The organism is Streptomyces sp. NPDC021080, from assembly GCF_044333225.1.
Taxonomy (GTDB): Bacteria; Actinomycetota; Actinomycetes; order Streptomycetales; family Streptomycetaceae; genus Streptomyces.
This window is the reverse complement of sequence record NZ_JBIRQM010000008.1, coordinates 183,101-197,672: the sequence shown is the minus strand read 5'-3', so window position 1 is coordinate 197,672 and position 14,572 is coordinate 183,101. Positions and strand designations below refer to the sequence as shown.

The window sequence follows — 14,572 nt, the reverse complement described above, 5'->3', positions numbered from 1 at the left end:
CCCATGCCCCCGGGGAAAACGCTTCACCCCCACCCCAGCCCTTGGAGGCACCCCCGCATGACCACCGGTACCGAAGAGAACCGCATAGTCCTGGACCCCTTCGTCACCGACCTGGACGGCGAGAGCGCCGCGCTGCGTGCCGCGGGGCCGCTCGCCGCCGTCGAACTGCCCGGCGGTGTCCCGGTGTGGGCCGTCACCCACCACGCCGAGGCGCGCGCCCTGCTCACGGACCCCCGTCTGGTGAAGGACATCAACGTCTGGGGCGCCTGGCAGCGCGGCGAGATCGCCCCCGACTGGCCGCTGATCGGGCTCGCCAACCCCGGCCGCTCCATGCTCACCGTGGACGGCGCGGACCACCGGCGGATGCGCACCCTGGTCGCGCAGGCACTCACCCCGCGCCGGGTGGAGCAGATGCGCGAGCGGATCTCGAAACTGACGGAGAGTCTGCTCGACGACCTCACCGGGGACGTCGTCGACCTGAAGGCCGACTTCGCCTACCCCCTGCCGATGTACGTCATCGCCGACCTCATGGGCATCGAGGAGTCGCGGCTGCCCCGCCTGAAGGAGCTGTTCGAGAAGTTCTTCTCGACGCAGACCCCGCCCGCGGAGGTCATCGCGACCCTCACCGAACTGGCCGGGATCATGGCCGAGACGGTGGCGGCCAAGCGGGCCGAGCCCGGCGACGACCTGACCAGCGCGCTGATCCTGGCCTCCGAGGACGGCGACCACCTCACCGACGCCGAGATCGTCTCCACGCTCCAGCTGATGGTCGCGGCCGGCCACGAGACGACGATCTCCCTCATCGTCAACGCGGTCGTCAACCTCTCCGCCCACCCCGACCAGCGCGCCCTCGTCCTGTCCGGCGAGGCGGACTGGTCCGCGGTCGTCGAGGAGACCCTGCGCTTCGCCACCCCGACCTCCCACGTCCTCATCCGCTTCGCCACGGAGGACGTCCCGGTCGGCGACAAGGTGATCCCGGCGGGCGACGCGCTCATCGTGTCGTACGGCGCGATCGGCCGCGACGAGAACGCCCACGGACCCACCGCGGGCGAGTTCGACATCGCGCGCACCGGCAAGAACCGGCACATCTCCTTCGGCCACGGCCCCCACGTCTGCCCCGGCGCGGCCCTGTCCCGCCTGGAGGCCGGCGTCGCCCTGCCCGCCCTGTACGAGCGCTTCCCGGCCCTGGACCTGGCCGTTCCGGTGTCGGAGCTGCGCAACAAGCCGGTGGTGACGCAGAACGACCTGTTCGAACTGCCGGTCCGGCTCACCGCCGAGTGAGCCGAGTGAGCCGAGTGAACTGAACGGACCGGCCGCAGACCGCCGGAGGGGCCGCCACGGCCCCTCCGGCACTCGCGCCGTCAGCACGTTCCGTCAACACGCCCCGTCTCAGCCGACGGACGACGTTTCACCGAGGTTTCCCGGAACGGCTAGGCTCCTGGCGTGGCTGATATCCAGATCCCCGCTGACATCAAGCCCGCCGACGGACGATTCGGCGCTGGCCCCTCCAAGGTGCGGACGGAGGCACTGGACGCGCTGGCCGCGACCGGCACCTCCCTGCTCGGCACATCCCACCGCCAGGCCCCGGTCAAGAACCTGGTCGGCAAGGTACGCGAGGGCGTGCGCGAGCTGTTCTCCCTGCCCGACGGGTACGAGGTCGTCCTCGGCAACGGCGGCTCCACCGCGTTCTGGGACGTCGCGACGCACGGCCTGATCGAGAACAAGTCGCAGCACCTCACGTTCGGCGAGTTCTCCTCCAAGTTCGCGAAGGCGGCCAAGCTCGCCCCGTGGCTCGCCGAGCCGACCGTGGTCTCCTCCGACCCGGGCACGCACCCCGAGCCGGTCGCCGAGGCGGGCGCCGACGTCTACGCCTTCACCCACAACGAGACCTCCACCGGTGTCGCCGCCCCGATCAAGCGGGTCGCGGGCGCCGACGAGGGCGCGCTGGTCCTCGTGGACGCGACGAGCGGCGCCGGCGGTCTCCCGGTCGACATCGCCGAGACCGACGTCTACTACTTCGCCCCGCAGAAGTCCTTCGCCTCCGACGGCGGCCTGTGGATCGGCGTGTTCTCCCCGGCCGCGATCGAGCGCGCCGAGCGGATCCACGCCTCGGGCCGGCACATCCCGGAGTTCTTCTCGCTGCCCACGGCGATCGACAACTCCCGCAAGAACCAGACGTACAACACCCCGGCGCTGGCCACGATCTTCCTGCTCAACGAGCAGCTGGAGTGGATCAACGGCCAGGGCGGCCTCGCCTGGTCCTCGGCCCGCACGAAGGACTCCTCGACCCGCCTGTACCGCTGGGCCGAGGACAGCAAGTACGCCACCCCGTTCGTGACGGACGCGGCCAAGCGCTCGCAGGTCATCGGCACGATCGACTTCGCCGACGAGATCGACGCCGCCGCCGTCGCCAAGGTGCTGCGCGCCAACGGCATCGTCGACACCGAGCCCTACCGCAAGCTCGGCCGCAACCAGCTGCGCGTCGCCATGTTCCCGGCGATCGACCCGGCGGACGTCGAGGCGCTGACGCACTGCATCGACTACGTGATCGAGAAGCTGTAACCGTTCCCGGGACGGGACCGAGGGGCGTCCGGCGCGCGAGCGTGCGGGGCGCCCCTCGGCCGTTTCCACGGCCTTCGTCCGCGGGTCAGCGGCGGCGCAGGCGCCTGATGCCGAAGACCACGGCGAAGAGGGCCGCGACCGCGATGGCGCCGGCCTTCACCTGACCGCTCGTTCCGCCGCCGCTCGCGCCCCCGGCGGCCGAACCGCCGCCCTTGGCGGACGAGTCGGCGCCGGACCCCGGGGCACCCGGGGCGTCCTCCGGCTCCACGGGGCTGTCCGCGCCCTCGCTGCCGTACATGAGCTTCGATCCGTCGGGCGTGTAGGTGACCGACTCGCCCTGGCCCTGGAGGGGCACGTTCAGGCGCTCCTGGCGCTTGATCCGGCCACCGTTCCAGGCGTACGCGATGCCGCCGAAATAGCCGCGCACGGCGAGCTGCCGGCCGTCGGGGGAGAACGCGCCGTCCGTGACCCACAGGTCGACGGTGGCGACGGGCTTGAAGACGTTGGTGGCCGTGGCCGAGAGCTCGGCGGGTCCTTCGTAGAGGTGACCGCCGTCCTCGTTCTTGTCGGCGATGTAGACGCGCCCCGTCTTCGGATGCACCATCAGCGCCTCCGCGTTACGGGGACCGTCCGCGTACTTCACGACGTACTGGGTGGCGCGGACCGTCTGGTCCTTGAGCACCTTCGGCTCGGGGAGCTTGTAGATCCACACGTGGTCCCACTTGCCGCCGAGGTTGTCGCCGATGTCACCGACGTAGAGGTCGCCGTCGGGGCCCAGCGAGATCGCCTCGACGTCCCGGGGCGCGCCGACCCCGCTCATGGTGACCGTGGCGACGGTCCGGCCGGTCCTGCTGTCGACCGCGTAGAGGTAGGGCCCGTCGTCGCTGTCGTTGTGGGTCCAGTAGACGCCCGGGTGGATGCGCGAGGCGGCGAGTCCGCTGGACTCCTTGATCCGGGGGTCCTTGATGGTGAATCCCCCGTCCCCGCCGTCGGCGAGGGCGGGCGCCGCCAGGGCGAGGACGAGGGCCGCTCCGGCAAGGGCTCCGGCGGCGGCTCCGGACACGAACGAGGGCGATCGGCGCATGCCCCAAGCCTGCCATCCCGCAAGCCCGTTCACGTCGCCGCCGCCCGTCGGAACGCCCGCCGCCCGGCCCTCGCGCCCGCCCGGCCCCGTACACCGCCCCGGACCGCGCGCCCGCGTGTCCAGCTTCACACCGTCCGGGCCCATGGCACCCGGGCCGATCGTCCATGATGATCGGATGCTCAGGTTCATGCCCGTCGGCGACTCCATGACGATCGGTAGCGCGGGCGAACACACATGGCGTTACCGGATGTGGCAGCACCTGCGCGCGACGTACGGGGGCCCGTTCAAGATCGTCGGTCCGCGCGAGACGCTCTACGACAAGGCGACGGACTCCCCCGACTCCTACGAGTACGCGGACCCGGAGTTCCCCCGCGCCCACCTGGCCGGCTGGGGCGAGGGCTGGCTGCACATGGCCCCGCTGATCCGCGAGAGCGTCCGCAGGCAGCGCGCCGACGTCCTGCTGGTCTCGCTCGGGCTCATCGACCTCGGCTTCTACACGAACGCCGTCCAGACCGCCGACAACGTCCGCCTCTTCGTCGAGGAGGCCCGCGCCGCGAACCCGCGCGTCCGCATGGTCCTGCTCCCGGTGATACCGAACGTCCGGGCCCGGGACGACGCCCCCTTCGCCGCCGAGGTGGCCGCGTTCAACGAGCTCCTCGCCAAGACGGTCGCCGACCTCGACGAACCGCGCTCCCCCCTGCTGCTCGCGTCCCCGCCGGCTTCGTACGACATCGACTTCGACACGTACGACGGCACCCACCCGAACGCGAGCGGCGAGCACAGGATCGCGGAGGGTTTCGCGGAGGCGATGCACCAGGCGTGGGACCTGGGCGAGCCGTACACGGCCCAGTCGGCCTGACCGTGGGGACGGGCGTGTTTCCCGCGACCGAGCATCCCCCGCACCTTCCAGGAACCCCGCGCCCTCATGAAGAAGACCACTGGCCGGTGACCGGATTCCCAACATGACGAGCCGATTCCACCCGTTTCAATAAAATGACGAATTTTCTGGGCGCGACTCGAGGAAGAGTCATGGTTTCCGCCGCGAGGGATTCGTGCACAAGGCGAGCAATGCCGGATTATTCGGAATATTTCAGGGGTGGCATCGGCATTACTCAATCCATTTGACACCCTTCTCCCTGTACGCGCTAGAATTATCTACGTCGATAATAAATTCACACGGGGAGGGTGTATGCGCAAGAGGCGCATAGCGGCGGCCATTGCAGCCACAGCGGGGGCTTTCATGCTCTTTTCCACTCAGGCGTCCGCCATCACGTGGGAAAAGGACTTCGCCACCGGTCTCAGCCCGTCCTCCAGCGGGTCGGCCGTCTGGTCCTACAGCCCCAACGAAGACGCGAGTGCGGCATTCCAGGAGAACGGCGACTGGTTCTTCGTCTCCGACAACAGGGCGGACGGATTTTCCGGTGTCGCCGAATGGTATCTCTACAACCCCAGTGGCACGCTCGTGCGCGGCGGAACCGTGTGGATGAGCTTGGGGGCCGGCGAGTCCCGGTGGCAGAACAAGGACTTCGCGGAAGGCTACAAGCTCAAGTTCCGCGCATGCCGGGGTCACTCCGACGGCACCTATCTCGAGCACTGTGACAGCTGGGTCACCACAACGGCCTGACCGCCGTTTCACCGTGACCGCCGTTTCACCGTGACCGACGCGGCACGGCCGTGATCACGACGAAGGGCCGATTCGGAGGACCACTCCTCCGAACCGGCCCTTCGTCGTGTGCCCGGGGGGATCCAGCCCTGCGACACCCGCCTTCAGGACATCACCAGGCGAACGCCTCGGGGGACGGACCCGGGCCCGGGAAGATCTCGTCGAGACCCTCCAGAACCTCCTGGGACAGCTCCAGCTCCACCGCGCGCAGCGCCGATCCGAGCTGTTCCGCCGTGCGCGGACCCACGATGGGGCCGGTGACCCCGGGACGGGTCAGCAGCCAGGCCAGCGCGGCCTCTCCGGGCTCCAGACCGTGCTTCTCCAGCAGATCCTCGTACGCCTGGATCTGGGCGCGTACGGCCGTGCTGGCGAGGGCGTCGGCGGACCGGCCGCTCGCCCGGCGGCCGCCCTCGACCTCCTTCTTGATCACACCGCCCAGCAGTCCGCCGTGCAGCGGCGACCAGGGGATGACACCGAGCCCGTACTCCTCGGCGGCCGGGATGACCTCCATCTCGGCGCGGCGCTCGGCGAGGTTGTAGAGGCACTGCTCGCTGACCAGGCCGATGGTTCCGCCCCGGCGGGCGGCGATCTCGTTGGCCTGGGCGATCTTGTAACCGGGGAAGTTGCTGGACCCCGCATAGAGGATCTTGCCCTGCTGCACCAGGACGTCGATGGCCTGCCAGATCTCTTCGAAGGGAGTGTTCCGATCGACGTGGTGGAACTGGTAGAGGTCGATGTAGTCGGTCTGCAGGCGCTTCAGACTGGCGTCGACCGCCCGTCGGATGTTCAGCGCGGAGAGCTTGTCCTGGTTGGGCCACGGAGCGCCCTCGGCGCCCATGTTCCCGTACACCTTGGTGGCCAGGACGACTTTGTCGCGCCGGTCACCGCCCTTCGCGAACCAGTTCCCGATGATCGATTCCGTACGGCCCTTGTTCTCACCCCACCCGTAGACATTGGCCGTATCGAAGAAATTCAGCTCCGCGTCCAGCGCGGCATCCATGATCGCGTGACTGTCGGCTTCGTCGGTCTGCGGTCCGAAGTTCATGGTCCCGAGGACCAGCCTGCTGACCTTCAGTCCCGTGCGTCCGAGCTGCGTGTACTTCATGAAACCCCAGCCAACGCCTTCGAGCCCGCTCGAGGCAAGGGTGCCACTCGGGGCTTCGGGACCCCGTCGGCCCAGGAGAGCACGCGCTCGCCGGCACGGCCCTACGCGCCCGGATCCAGGCGTACGAGGATCCGCTGGAGAAGCGCGGTCTCGCCCGGCAGTGAGGCGGTCCGGCGATGGCGGTCGCTATCTGACCGCCGCCGCCATGGCGACGACGAAGAACATCAGCACGAGCACACCGGCCATGATGCGGTTGCGGGTCTTGGGGTTCACGCCATCGAGGTTAACCGCCCGCTCGTCACCTCCCGTCGCCCGCCCCCAGCGGCCGGCTCGCCACCGTTTCGTATCGGGGCTGCTCACGGGGCACTCCCGAGGTCGGCAGGTTGCTGCGGACGAGACACAGCTCACCCACCGTCCAGGGAGTCCCGGCGAACGTGTCCAGGGCGGCGACGTACGGCTTGAAGTCCGCGGAGGCGCGACTGCGGGCCACCGTCAGATGCGGCCGGTAACGGCGGTGCTCCTCCATCGCGACGCCCGCTTTGCGGCCCGCCGCCCCCGCCCGGTCCGCCAGCAGCCGCATGGTCTCCCTGTCCCCCGCGGCGCCGACCCACAGGGCGCGGTCGCCGAAGTGGCCGCCTCCGTGCAGGGACAGCGGGAACGGGTCGGTGCGACGGGCGGCCCGCAGCAGCCGTTCCGCGAGATCCGGGACGGTCTCGTCGGCCACCTCCCCGTAGAACGCGAGGGTGAAGTGCCAGCCGGGCCGGCCCGTCCAGCGCAACGCGTCCGCGCCCGGCATCCGCTGCAACACGTCCACTTCCAGGGCCAGTTCACGCACCACATCGGCCGGGGGCAGTACCGCCGCGAAGAGTCTCATGGGGCCAGCCTTCCAGGGAACTCCGATCAGCACACGGGAGTGTGCGAGGCCTCCGCCGGCACCGGCCGCCTCCCGAGGGGCGCGGGAGACGGACCGGAGAGGCGCTGGGGGGGGCGGGCAGGCCCAGGGTTCACGCGGGACCGCCGGAGAGGCACCCGGGACCGCCCGAGGGGCACGGGGGCGGCAGAGGGGCGCGGGGGCGGCAGAGGGGCGGCAGAGGGGCGCGGGAAGCGGCTGGAAGTACGGCCGGGGCGGCCGGCCGCGTGTGTGGGCCGGCCGCCCCCGAGCCGTCCGGTCACACCGCGGTGGCGAGCTGCTCCTCGGTCCGTACGCGCGGGACGAAGCGGATCCGGGGGCGGCCGTGATGCCACCCGAGGGAAACCCGCAGACCGCCGAGGCGGGCCAGCACCAGACCGATCGCCGTCGCCGCGGCCATCGAGACCAGTCCGCCGAGCGCGAAGCCCACCCGGGGGCCGTAGACGTCGGTGACCCAGCCGATCAGCGGCGCGCCCAGGGGCGAGCCGCCCACGAAGACCATCATGAACAGCGCCATGACCCGGCCGCGCATGGCCGGGTCGGTGGCCATCTGGACCGAGGTGTTCGCGGTGACGTTCACCGTCAGCCCGAAGATGCCGATGGGGACCATCAGCAGCGAGAACAGCCAGAGCGTGGGGGCCGTGGCGGCCACCACCTCCAGCGCTCCGAAGGCGATCGCCGCCGCGATCAGCACGCGCAGCCGGGCCGTGCCGCGCCGGGCGGCGAGCAGCGCTCCGGTCAGCGAGCCCAGCGCCATCAGCGTGTTGAAGAGGCTGTAGGCCCCGGCGCCCGCGTGGAAGATGTCGTCCGCGTACGCCGACAGCCAGACGGGGAAGTTGAAGCCGAAGGTGCCGATGAAGCCGACGAGGACGATCGGCCAGATCAGTTCGGGCCGGCCGGCGACGTAGTGGAGGCCTTCGCGGAGCTGGCCCTTGGCGCGCGGCGCCCGCTCGACGACGTGCAGTTCACGGGAGCGCATCAGCAGCAGGCTCGCCAGCGGGGCCACGAACGACAGGCCGTTGAGCAGGAAGGCCCAGCCGGTCCCCACGCCGGTGATCAGCAGGCCCGCGACGGCGGGTCCGACCAGGCGCGCGGACTGGAAGTTGGCCGAGTTCAGGCTGACCGCGTTCTGCAGCTGGCCGGGGCCGACCATCTCGGAGACGAAGGACTGGCGGGCCGGGTTGTCGACGACGGTGGCCATGCCGACGGCGAAGGCCGCGAGGTAGACGTGCCAGACCTGGACGTGGCCGGAGAGGGTGAGGAAGGCGAGCGCGAGGCCGGTGAGGGCCATCGCCGTCTGGGTCACCAGCAGCGTGGGGCGCTTGGGGAGACGGTCGACGAGGACACCGCCGTAGAGGCCGAAGAGCAGCATCGGCAGGAACTGGAGGGCGGTGGTGATACCGACAGCGGCGGAGGAGCCGGTCAGGCTGAGCACCAGCCAGTCCTGGGCGATGCGCTGCATCCAGGTGCCGGTGTTGGAGACGACCTGGCCCAGGAAGAACAGACGGTAGTTCCGGATCTTCAGCGAGCTGAACATCGAGGAGGAGCGGGGGGAGTCGCGGGTGGCTGTGGAGTCGTGGGTGGCTGGTGCGGGGGCGGAGTGTGCTCCGGGTCCCGTACTCAAAAGGGCTCGCCTCCAGTGCGATCGTGGACGTCGGCGTCATGGGGGGCGTCGGCGCTTGTGGGGAAGGGCGGACCCTCCGTGCTCCGTGACCGGTGATCCGGATCATGAGCGGTGGTCCGGGCCGAGATCGGCGATCCGGACCGAGATCAGTGATCCAGGTCGTGATCGGTGATCCGGGCCGAGATCAGTGATCCAGTCCGTGACCGGTGATCCGGGCCGAGATCAGTGATCCGGACCGAGACCGGTGATCCCGACCGGCATCAGTGATCCGGACCGAGACCGATGATCCCGGCCGGGATCGGGGAGCGAAAGAGGGCCGCCGACGGTCAGATGTGCGCGAGCTTCTCCAGGACGGGAGCGGCTTCGCGGAGCTTGGCCCACTCGTCCTCGTCGAGGGCCTCGACCAGTCCGGCCAGGAACGCGTTCCGTCTGCGGCGGCTCTCTTCGAGCATGGCCTCCGCCTTGTCGGTCTGCGTCACCACCTTCTGGCGCCGGTCCTCGGGGTGCGGCTCCAGCCTGACGAGCTCCTTGGCCTCCAGCAGCGCGACGATGCGGGTCATCGACGGCGGCTGCACGTGCTCCTTGCGGGCGAGCTCGCCCGGCGTGGCGCTGCCGCAGCGGGCGAGGGTGCCGAGCACCGACATCTCGGTGGGGCTCAGCGACTCGTCGACCCGCTGGTGCTTGAGTCGACGTGACAACCGCATCACTGCGGAGCGCAAGGCGTTGACGGCGGCTTCGTCGTCGCCATGGGTGAGGTCAGGCATGTTCTTTAGCGTAACTCATTACTCTCGCTAAAGAACAATGGGGTGGCCGTGAAACGCGCCATTCGCCGCGGGGATCACTCATATGAGTGAGATCGCTCCGGAAAGTGACCCGAATCCGGTCGGGAAGCGGCGACCCTCGACTGCATGGGGACCAGCGTGCTCAGCCTGCGTATCGACGGGGAGCTGCTCGAACGGCTCCGTCACCATGCCGCGAAACGCGGAATGAGCGTCCAGGACTATGTGGTCCGGACGCTCATTCGCGACGACTTCGACGAGCGGTTCCAGACCGCCGTCGAGGAGACGGAGAAGTTCTACGGGGTCACATGACCCCGCACCCGGCCGAGGCCGGTGATGCCGCTCGGGCTGACGCCGCTCAGGTCAGACCGAGAGCCGGCATGAGGTAGTAGAAGGTGAACACCGCGGACACCACGTACATGGCGACCGGGATCTCACGGCCGCGACCCGCCGCCAGGCGCAGCACGACGAAGGTGATGAAGCCCATCCCGATGCCGTTGGTGATCGAGTAGGTGAACGGCATCATCATCATGGTCACGAAGGCCGGGATGGCGATCGTGTAGTCCGCCCAGTCGATCTCCTTGACCGAGTGGGACATGATCAGGAAGCCGACCGCGATCAGCGCGGGGGTGGCCGCCTGGGACGGGACCATCGTGGCGACGGGGGTCAGGAAGAGGGCGACGGCGAAGAGCGCGCCGGTGACCACGTTCGCGAAGCCCGTGCGGGCACCCTCGCCGACGCCGGCCGTGGACTCCACGAAGCAGGTGGTGGCCGACGAGGAGGAGGCGCCGCCCGCGGCGACGGCGATGCCGTCGACGAAGAGGACCTTGTTGATGCCGGGCATGTTGCCCTGCGCGTCCGTCAGCTTGGCCTCGTCGCTGATGCCCATGATCGTGCCCATCGCGTCGAAGAAGCACGACAGCAGCACGGTGAAGACGAAGAGGATGCCGGTCAGCACGCCGACCTTGCTGAAGCCGCCGAAGAGGCTGAACTGGCCGATGAGCCCGAAGTCCGGGCTGGCGACCGGGTTGCCGGGCCACTTCGGGGTGGTCAGACCCCAGGACGGGATGGTGGTGACGGCGTTGATGACCACCGCGACGACCGTCATGGTGACGATCGAGATGAGGATGGCGCCGGGCACCTTGCGCACGATGAGCGCGAGGGTCAGCAGGGTGCCGAGGATGAAGACCAGGACGGGCCAGCCGTGCAGGTGGCCGTCGGTGCCGAGCTGGAGCGGGACCGTCGTCTGGGCGATGTCCGGGATGCGCGTGACGAAGCCGGAGTCGACCAGGCCGATCAGCATGATGAACAGGCCGATGCCGATCGCGATGCCCTTGCGCAGGCCGAGCGGCACCGCGTTCATGACGCGCTCGCGCAGACCGGTGGCGACCAGGAGCATCACGATGAAGCCCGCGAGGACCACCATGCCCATCGCGTCCGGCCAGGACATCCGGGGCGCGAGCTGGAGGGCGACGACCGTGTTCACGCCGAGGCCGGCGGCGAGCGCGATCGGCACGTTGCCGATGACGCCCATGAGCAGCGTCGTGAAGGCCGCGGTCAGCGCGGTCGCGGTGACCAGCTGACCGTTGTCGAGGTGGTGCCCGTACATGTCCTTCGCGCTGCCCAGGATGATCGGGTTCAGCACGATGATGTACGCCATCGCGAAGAAGGTGGCGAACCCGCCGCGGATCTCGCGCGAGAGGTTGGAACCCCGCTCCGAGATCTTGAAGTAGCGGTCGAGGGCGCTCTGCGCGGGCCGGGAATCCGGCTCCTGCGGAGCGGGGGCCTTGGTGGCGGCCGAGGTGGACATGCGGGTCCTCAAACGTGCAGGGGGACGGGACGTGATCGAGCCTGGTCAGTGGTCGCTCACCAACAGGTTCCCCCAGGCCACTATTGGTGTTTCATACGAATACAACTGGCCAGACTCGGACCGTTTCAGTATGAACATATGAGTCTCAAATCGCTATCTCCGCGCGTAGACCCTTGCCGCGTCTGGGGAGGCCGGGTGCGAACACAACCGGTCGCCGGCCCTCGTAAGCTGTGCACATGGCGAAGTGGACCCCCAAGCACGAGGCGCCGGAGCCCCTGGAGGGCCCCGTCGTCGCCACCATCACGGGCGGCACGATCCTCTGGTTCGTCCTCTTCCTGGTGCAGCTGCCGTTCTACGGCTGGTTCGACGACCACGGACACCTGTGGTGGCTGTGGACCTGTCTGGCCGGCGCGGGCCTCGGACTGATCGGCATCTGGTACGTCCGCAAGCGCGACGCGGCGATCAAGCGCGCCCTGGCGGCCGACTCCTCCGCCACCCCCGTGACGGAGTAACGGCCCCTTCTCCACCCACAGCAGCACGACCCGCCGCCGCGGCTCCTCCCCAAGTCGGAACTTCGGCCCACTCGGCGGGTGAAGCGGCATATCCGCACGTACCGTCGAAGGCATGACCCACACCGACGCGGGCGCCGGACTCGATCCCGTTCACCCCGTGCCCATACCCGCCTCGCGGCGGGCCGAGGGGCTGTCGGCCGCCGAGGTGGCCGAGCGGGTCGCACGCGGCGAGGTGAACGACGTACCCGTCCGCAGCAGCCGCTCCGTGGGCGAGATCGTCCGGGCGAACGTGTTCACCCGGTTCAACGCGATCATCGGAGTGCTCTGGCTGATCATGCTGTTCGTGGCGCCGTTCCAGGACAGCCTGTTCGGCTACGTGATCATCGCCAACACCGGGATCGGCATCATCCAGGAGTGGCGGGCCAAGAAGACACTGGACTCGCTCGCGGTCATCGGCGAGGTGAGACCGACCGTCCGCAGGGACGGGGTCGCCGCCGAGGTGAGATCGTCGCAGATCGTGCTCGGGGACCTCATCGAGATCGGGCCGGGCGACAAGGTCGCCGTCGACGGCACCTGCGCGGAGGCCGACGGGCTGGAGATCGACGAGTCGCTGCTCACCGGTGAGGCCGACCCCGTGGTCAAGCACGCCGGCGACCCGGTGATGTCGGGCAGCTTCGTGGTCGCCGGCAGCGGCGCCTTCACGGCGACGAAGGTGGGCCGGGAGGCGTACGCGGCACAGCTGGCGGAGGAGGCCTCACGGTTCACGCTGGTCCACTCCGAACTGCGCAGCGGTATCTCCACGATCCTCAAGTACGTGACGTGGATGATGATCCCGACCGCGATCGGTCTGATCATCAGCCAGCTGATCGTCAAGCAGCACGGCTTCAAGGACTCCGTCGCGCGGACCGTCGGCGGGATCGTGCCCATGGTCCCCGAGGGGCTGGTCCTGCTCACCTCCGTCGCCTTCGCGATCGGCGTCATCCGCCTCGGCCGGAAACAGTGCCTCGTGCAGGAGCTTCCCGCCATCGAGGGCCTCGCGCGCATCGACACCGTCTGCCTCGACAAGACCGGCACCCTCACCGAGGGCGGCATGGACGTCACCGAGCTGCGTCCCCTGCACGACACCGACGAAAGGTATCTGCACAAGGTCCTCGGCGCACTCGGCGAGTCCGACCCCCGGCCGAACGCCTCCCTCCAGGCGATCATCGCCGCCTACCCGGACAGCGAGGAGTGGCGCTGCACCCAGTCCCTGCCCTTCTCCTCCGCCCGCAAGTACAGCGGCGCCGGCTTCAGCGAGGGCAACGGCGAGTCGAGCACCTGGCTGCTCGGCGCCCCCGACGTCCTGCTGCCCGCCGGGGACGCGGCGCTCGCCGAGACCGAGCGGCTCAACGAGGCGGGGCTGCGGGTGCTGCTGCTCGCGAGGACCACCAAGGACCTCGGCGACCCCGGCGTCGCGGAGGCCGCGCGGCCCGCCGCGCTGGTCGTGCTGGAGCAGCGGCTGCGCCCGGACGCGGCCGACACCCTGCGCTATTTCGCCGAGCAGGACGTCAAGGCCAAGGTCATCTCCGGGGACAACGCGGTGTCGGTGGGCGCGGTCGCCGGAAAGCTGGGGCTCACCGGCGAGGTCGTGGACGCGCGCCGGCTGCCGGACGAGCCCGAGGAGATGGCCGAGTCCCTGGAGAAGGGCACGGTCTTCGGGCGGGTCACCCCGCAGCAGAAGCGGGACATGGTCGGCTCCCTGCAGTCCCGCGGGCACACGGTGGCGATGACCGGCGACGGCGTGAACGACGTCCTGGCCCTGAAGGACGCGGACATCGGGGTGAGCATGGGCTCGGGCTCCGAGGCGACCCGCGCGGTGGCCCAGATCGTGCTGCTGAACAACAGCTTCTCGACCCTGCCCTCGGTGGTCGGGGAGGGCCGCCGGGTCATCGGGAACATCACCCGGGTCGCGACGCTGTTCCTGGTGAAGACGGTCTACTCGGTGCTGCTGGCCGTGCTGGTGGTGTGCTGGCAGGTCGAGTACCCGTTCCTGCCGCGCCACCTGACCCTGCTGTCCACCCTGACGATCGGCGTCCCGGCGTTCTTCCTCGCCCTCGCCCCCAACAAGGAGCGCGCCCAGCCCCACTTCGTACGGCGGGTGATGCGGTACTCGATCCCGGGCGGGGTCGTCGCGGGCACGGCGACCTTCGTGATGTATCTGATCGCGCGCCACTACTACACGGGTGAGGGCTCGCTGGAGGCGGAGACGAGCGCCGCGACGCTGACGCTGTTCCTGGTCTCGATGTGGGTGCTCGCGATCATCGCCCGGCCCTACACCTGGTGGCGGATCTGCCTCGTCGCCTCGATGGGCGGGGCGTTCCTGCTCGTGCTCGTGGTGCCGAGGCTGCAGCACTTCTTCGCGCTGAAGCTGGTCGGCACGACGATGCCGTGGATCGCGGTGCTGATCTCGGTGATCGCGGCGGCCGTCCTGGAGTTCCTGTGGAGGCGGGCCGACCGCCGCGTTCCCGCGTAGGGCTACGTCAT

General features: G+C 69.6%; 13 protein-coding genes. 7 read left to right on the top strand and 6 right to left on the bottom strand.

The genetic code is table 11. From position 1 onward, the window contains the following. Positions 1-57 precede the first annotated feature (57 nt). Positions 58-1,281, top strand: coding sequence for a cytochrome P450 (locus ACH4S8_RS21440; RefSeq protein WP_398396267.1), 1,224 nt, complete (start codon positions 58-60; stop codon positions 1,279-1,281). Positions 1,282-1,443: 162 nt separating this feature from the next. After that, entirely contained in the window at positions 1,444-2,562 is a 1,119-nt protein-coding gene (gene serC / locus ACH4S8_RS21435) for a phosphoserine transaminase (protein WP_398396265.1), read from the top strand. 85 nt (positions 2,563-2,647) lie between these two features. Here the strand turns inward: serC and ACH4S8_RS21430 are convergent, their stop codons facing one another. Beyond that, on the bottom strand, positions 2,648-3,646 hold the full coding sequence (locus ACH4S8_RS21430) for a WD40 repeat domain-containing protein (RefSeq protein WP_398396263.1): 999 nt from the start codon (positions 3,644-3,646) through the stop codon (positions 2,648-2,650). A gap of 175 nt (positions 3,647-3,821) precedes the next feature. Here ACH4S8_RS21430 and ACH4S8_RS21425 point away from each other — a divergent pair, with 175 nt between their 5' ends. Both ACH4S8_RS21425 and ACH4S8_RS21420 read left to right on the top strand, forming a co-directional pair. Next, on the top strand, positions 3,822-4,505 hold the full coding sequence (locus ACH4S8_RS21425) for an SGNH/GDSL hydrolase family protein (protein ID WP_398396261.1): 684 nt from the start codon (positions 3,822-3,824) through the stop codon (positions 4,503-4,505). A 330-nt stretch (positions 4,506-4,835) separates the two neighbouring features. Beyond that, positions 4,836-5,270 carry a hypothetical protein gene (locus ACH4S8_RS21420; protein ID WP_398396259.1) on the top strand — a complete coding sequence of 145 codons (435 nt, stop codon included), beginning with the start codon at positions 4,836-4,838 and terminating at the stop codon, positions 5,268-5,270. A gap of 151 nt (positions 5,271-5,421) precedes the next feature. Here ACH4S8_RS21420 and ACH4S8_RS21415 read toward each other — a convergent pair whose 3' ends face one another. From ACH4S8_RS21415 to ACH4S8_RS21400, 4 genes are all read right to left on the bottom strand, one after another. Continuing rightward, positions 5,422-6,414, bottom strand: coding sequence for an aldo/keto reductase (locus tag ACH4S8_RS21415; RefSeq protein WP_398396257.1), 993 nt, complete (start codon positions 6,412-6,414; stop codon positions 5,422-5,424). A 298-nt stretch (positions 6,415-6,712) separates the two neighbouring features. Further along, the gene (thpR, locus tag ACH4S8_RS21410) at positions 6,713-7,288 is read right to left on the bottom strand and encodes an RNA 2',3'-cyclic phosphodiesterase (protein ID WP_398396255.1); all 576 of its coding nucleotides are present in this window, start codon (positions 7,286-7,288) and stop codon (positions 6,713-6,715) included. A gap of 295 nt (positions 7,289-7,583) precedes the next feature. After that, the gene (locus ACH4S8_RS21405) at positions 7,584-8,948 is read right to left on the bottom strand and encodes an MFS transporter (protein WP_398396253.1); all 1,365 of its coding nucleotides are present in this window, start codon (positions 8,946-8,948) and stop codon (positions 7,584-7,586) included. Between the two features lie 326 nt (positions 8,949-9,274). Beyond that, positions 9,275-9,712: a MarR family transcriptional regulator gene (locus ACH4S8_RS21400; protein ID WP_339130041.1), complete on the bottom strand. Its 438-nt coding sequence runs from the start codon at positions 9,710-9,712 to the stop codon at positions 9,275-9,277. Between the two features lie 144 nt (positions 9,713-9,856). On the opposite strand from ACH4S8_RS21400, the gene ACH4S8_RS21395 reads away from it, so the two are divergent. Further along, positions 9,857-10,039: a ribbon-helix-helix protein, CopG family gene (locus ACH4S8_RS21395; protein WP_015659639.1), complete on the top strand. Its 183-nt coding sequence runs from the start codon at positions 9,857-9,859 to the stop codon at positions 10,037-10,039. A gap of 46 nt (positions 10,040-10,085) precedes the next feature. Here ACH4S8_RS21395 and ACH4S8_RS21390 read toward each other — a convergent pair whose 3' ends face one another. Then, positions 10,086-11,537, bottom strand: coding sequence for an NCS2 family permease (locus ACH4S8_RS21390; protein WP_398396250.1), 1,452 nt, complete (start codon positions 11,535-11,537; stop codon positions 10,086-10,088). A 236-nt stretch (positions 11,538-11,773) separates the two neighbouring features. On the opposite strand from ACH4S8_RS21390, the gene ACH4S8_RS21385 reads away from it, so the two are divergent. Continuing rightward, positions 11,774-12,049 (top strand): DUF2530 domain-containing protein, encoded by a 276-nt coding sequence (locus tag ACH4S8_RS21385; RefSeq protein WP_398396248.1) that lies wholly within the window; start codon positions 11,774-11,776, stop codon positions 12,047-12,049. Positions 12,050-12,161: 112 nt separating this feature from the next. After that, positions 12,162-14,561 (top strand): cation-translocating P-type ATPase, encoded by a 2,400-nt coding sequence (locus ACH4S8_RS21380; RefSeq protein ID WP_398396246.1) that lies wholly within the window; start codon positions 12,162-12,164, stop codon positions 14,559-14,561. Positions 14,562-14,572: the final 11 nt, after the last annotated feature.

Excerpts from the sequence above, each read along its gene's own strand:
- ACH4S8_RS21440 (WP_398396267.1), top strand. The coding sequence starts at position 58 with ATGACCACCGGTACCGAAGAGAACCGCATAGTCCTGGACCCCTTCGTC.
- ACH4S8_RS21430 (WP_398396263.1), bottom strand. The coding sequence starts at position 3,646 with ATGCGCCGATCGCCCTCGTTCGTGTCCGGAGCCGCCGCCGGAGCCCTT.
- ACH4S8_RS21425 (WP_398396261.1), top strand. The coding sequence starts at position 3,822 with ATGCTCAGGTTCATGCCCGTCGGCGACTCCATGACGATCGGTAGCGCG.
- ACH4S8_RS21420 (WP_398396259.1), top strand. The coding sequence starts at position 4,836 with ATGCGCAAGAGGCGCATAGCGGCGGCCATTGCAGCCACAGCGGGGGCT.
- ACH4S8_RS21415 (WP_398396257.1), bottom strand. The coding sequence starts at position 6,414 with ATGAAGTACACGCAGCTCGGACGCACGGGACTGAAGGTCAGCAGGCTG.
- thpR (WP_398396255.1), bottom strand. The coding sequence starts at position 7,288 with ATGAGACTCTTCGCGGCGGTACTGCCCCCGGCCGATGTGGTGCGTGAA.
- ACH4S8_RS21400 (WP_339130041.1), bottom strand. The coding sequence starts at position 9,712 with ATGCCTGACCTCACCCATGGCGACGACGAAGCCGCCGTCAACGCCTTG.
- ACH4S8_RS21395 (WP_015659639.1), top strand. The coding sequence starts at position 9,857 with ATGGGGACCAGCGTGCTCAGCCTGCGTATCGACGGGGAGCTGCTCGAA.
- ACH4S8_RS21390 (WP_398396250.1), bottom strand. The coding sequence starts at position 11,537 with ATGTCCACCTCGGCCGCCACCAAGGCCCCCGCTCCGCAGGAGCCGGAT.
- ACH4S8_RS21385 (WP_398396248.1), top strand. The coding sequence starts at position 11,774 with ATGGCGAAGTGGACCCCCAAGCACGAGGCGCCGGAGCCCCTGGAGGGC.
- ACH4S8_RS21380 (WP_398396246.1), top strand. The coding sequence starts at position 12,162 with ATGACCCACACCGACGCGGGCGCCGGACTCGATCCCGTTCACCCCGTG.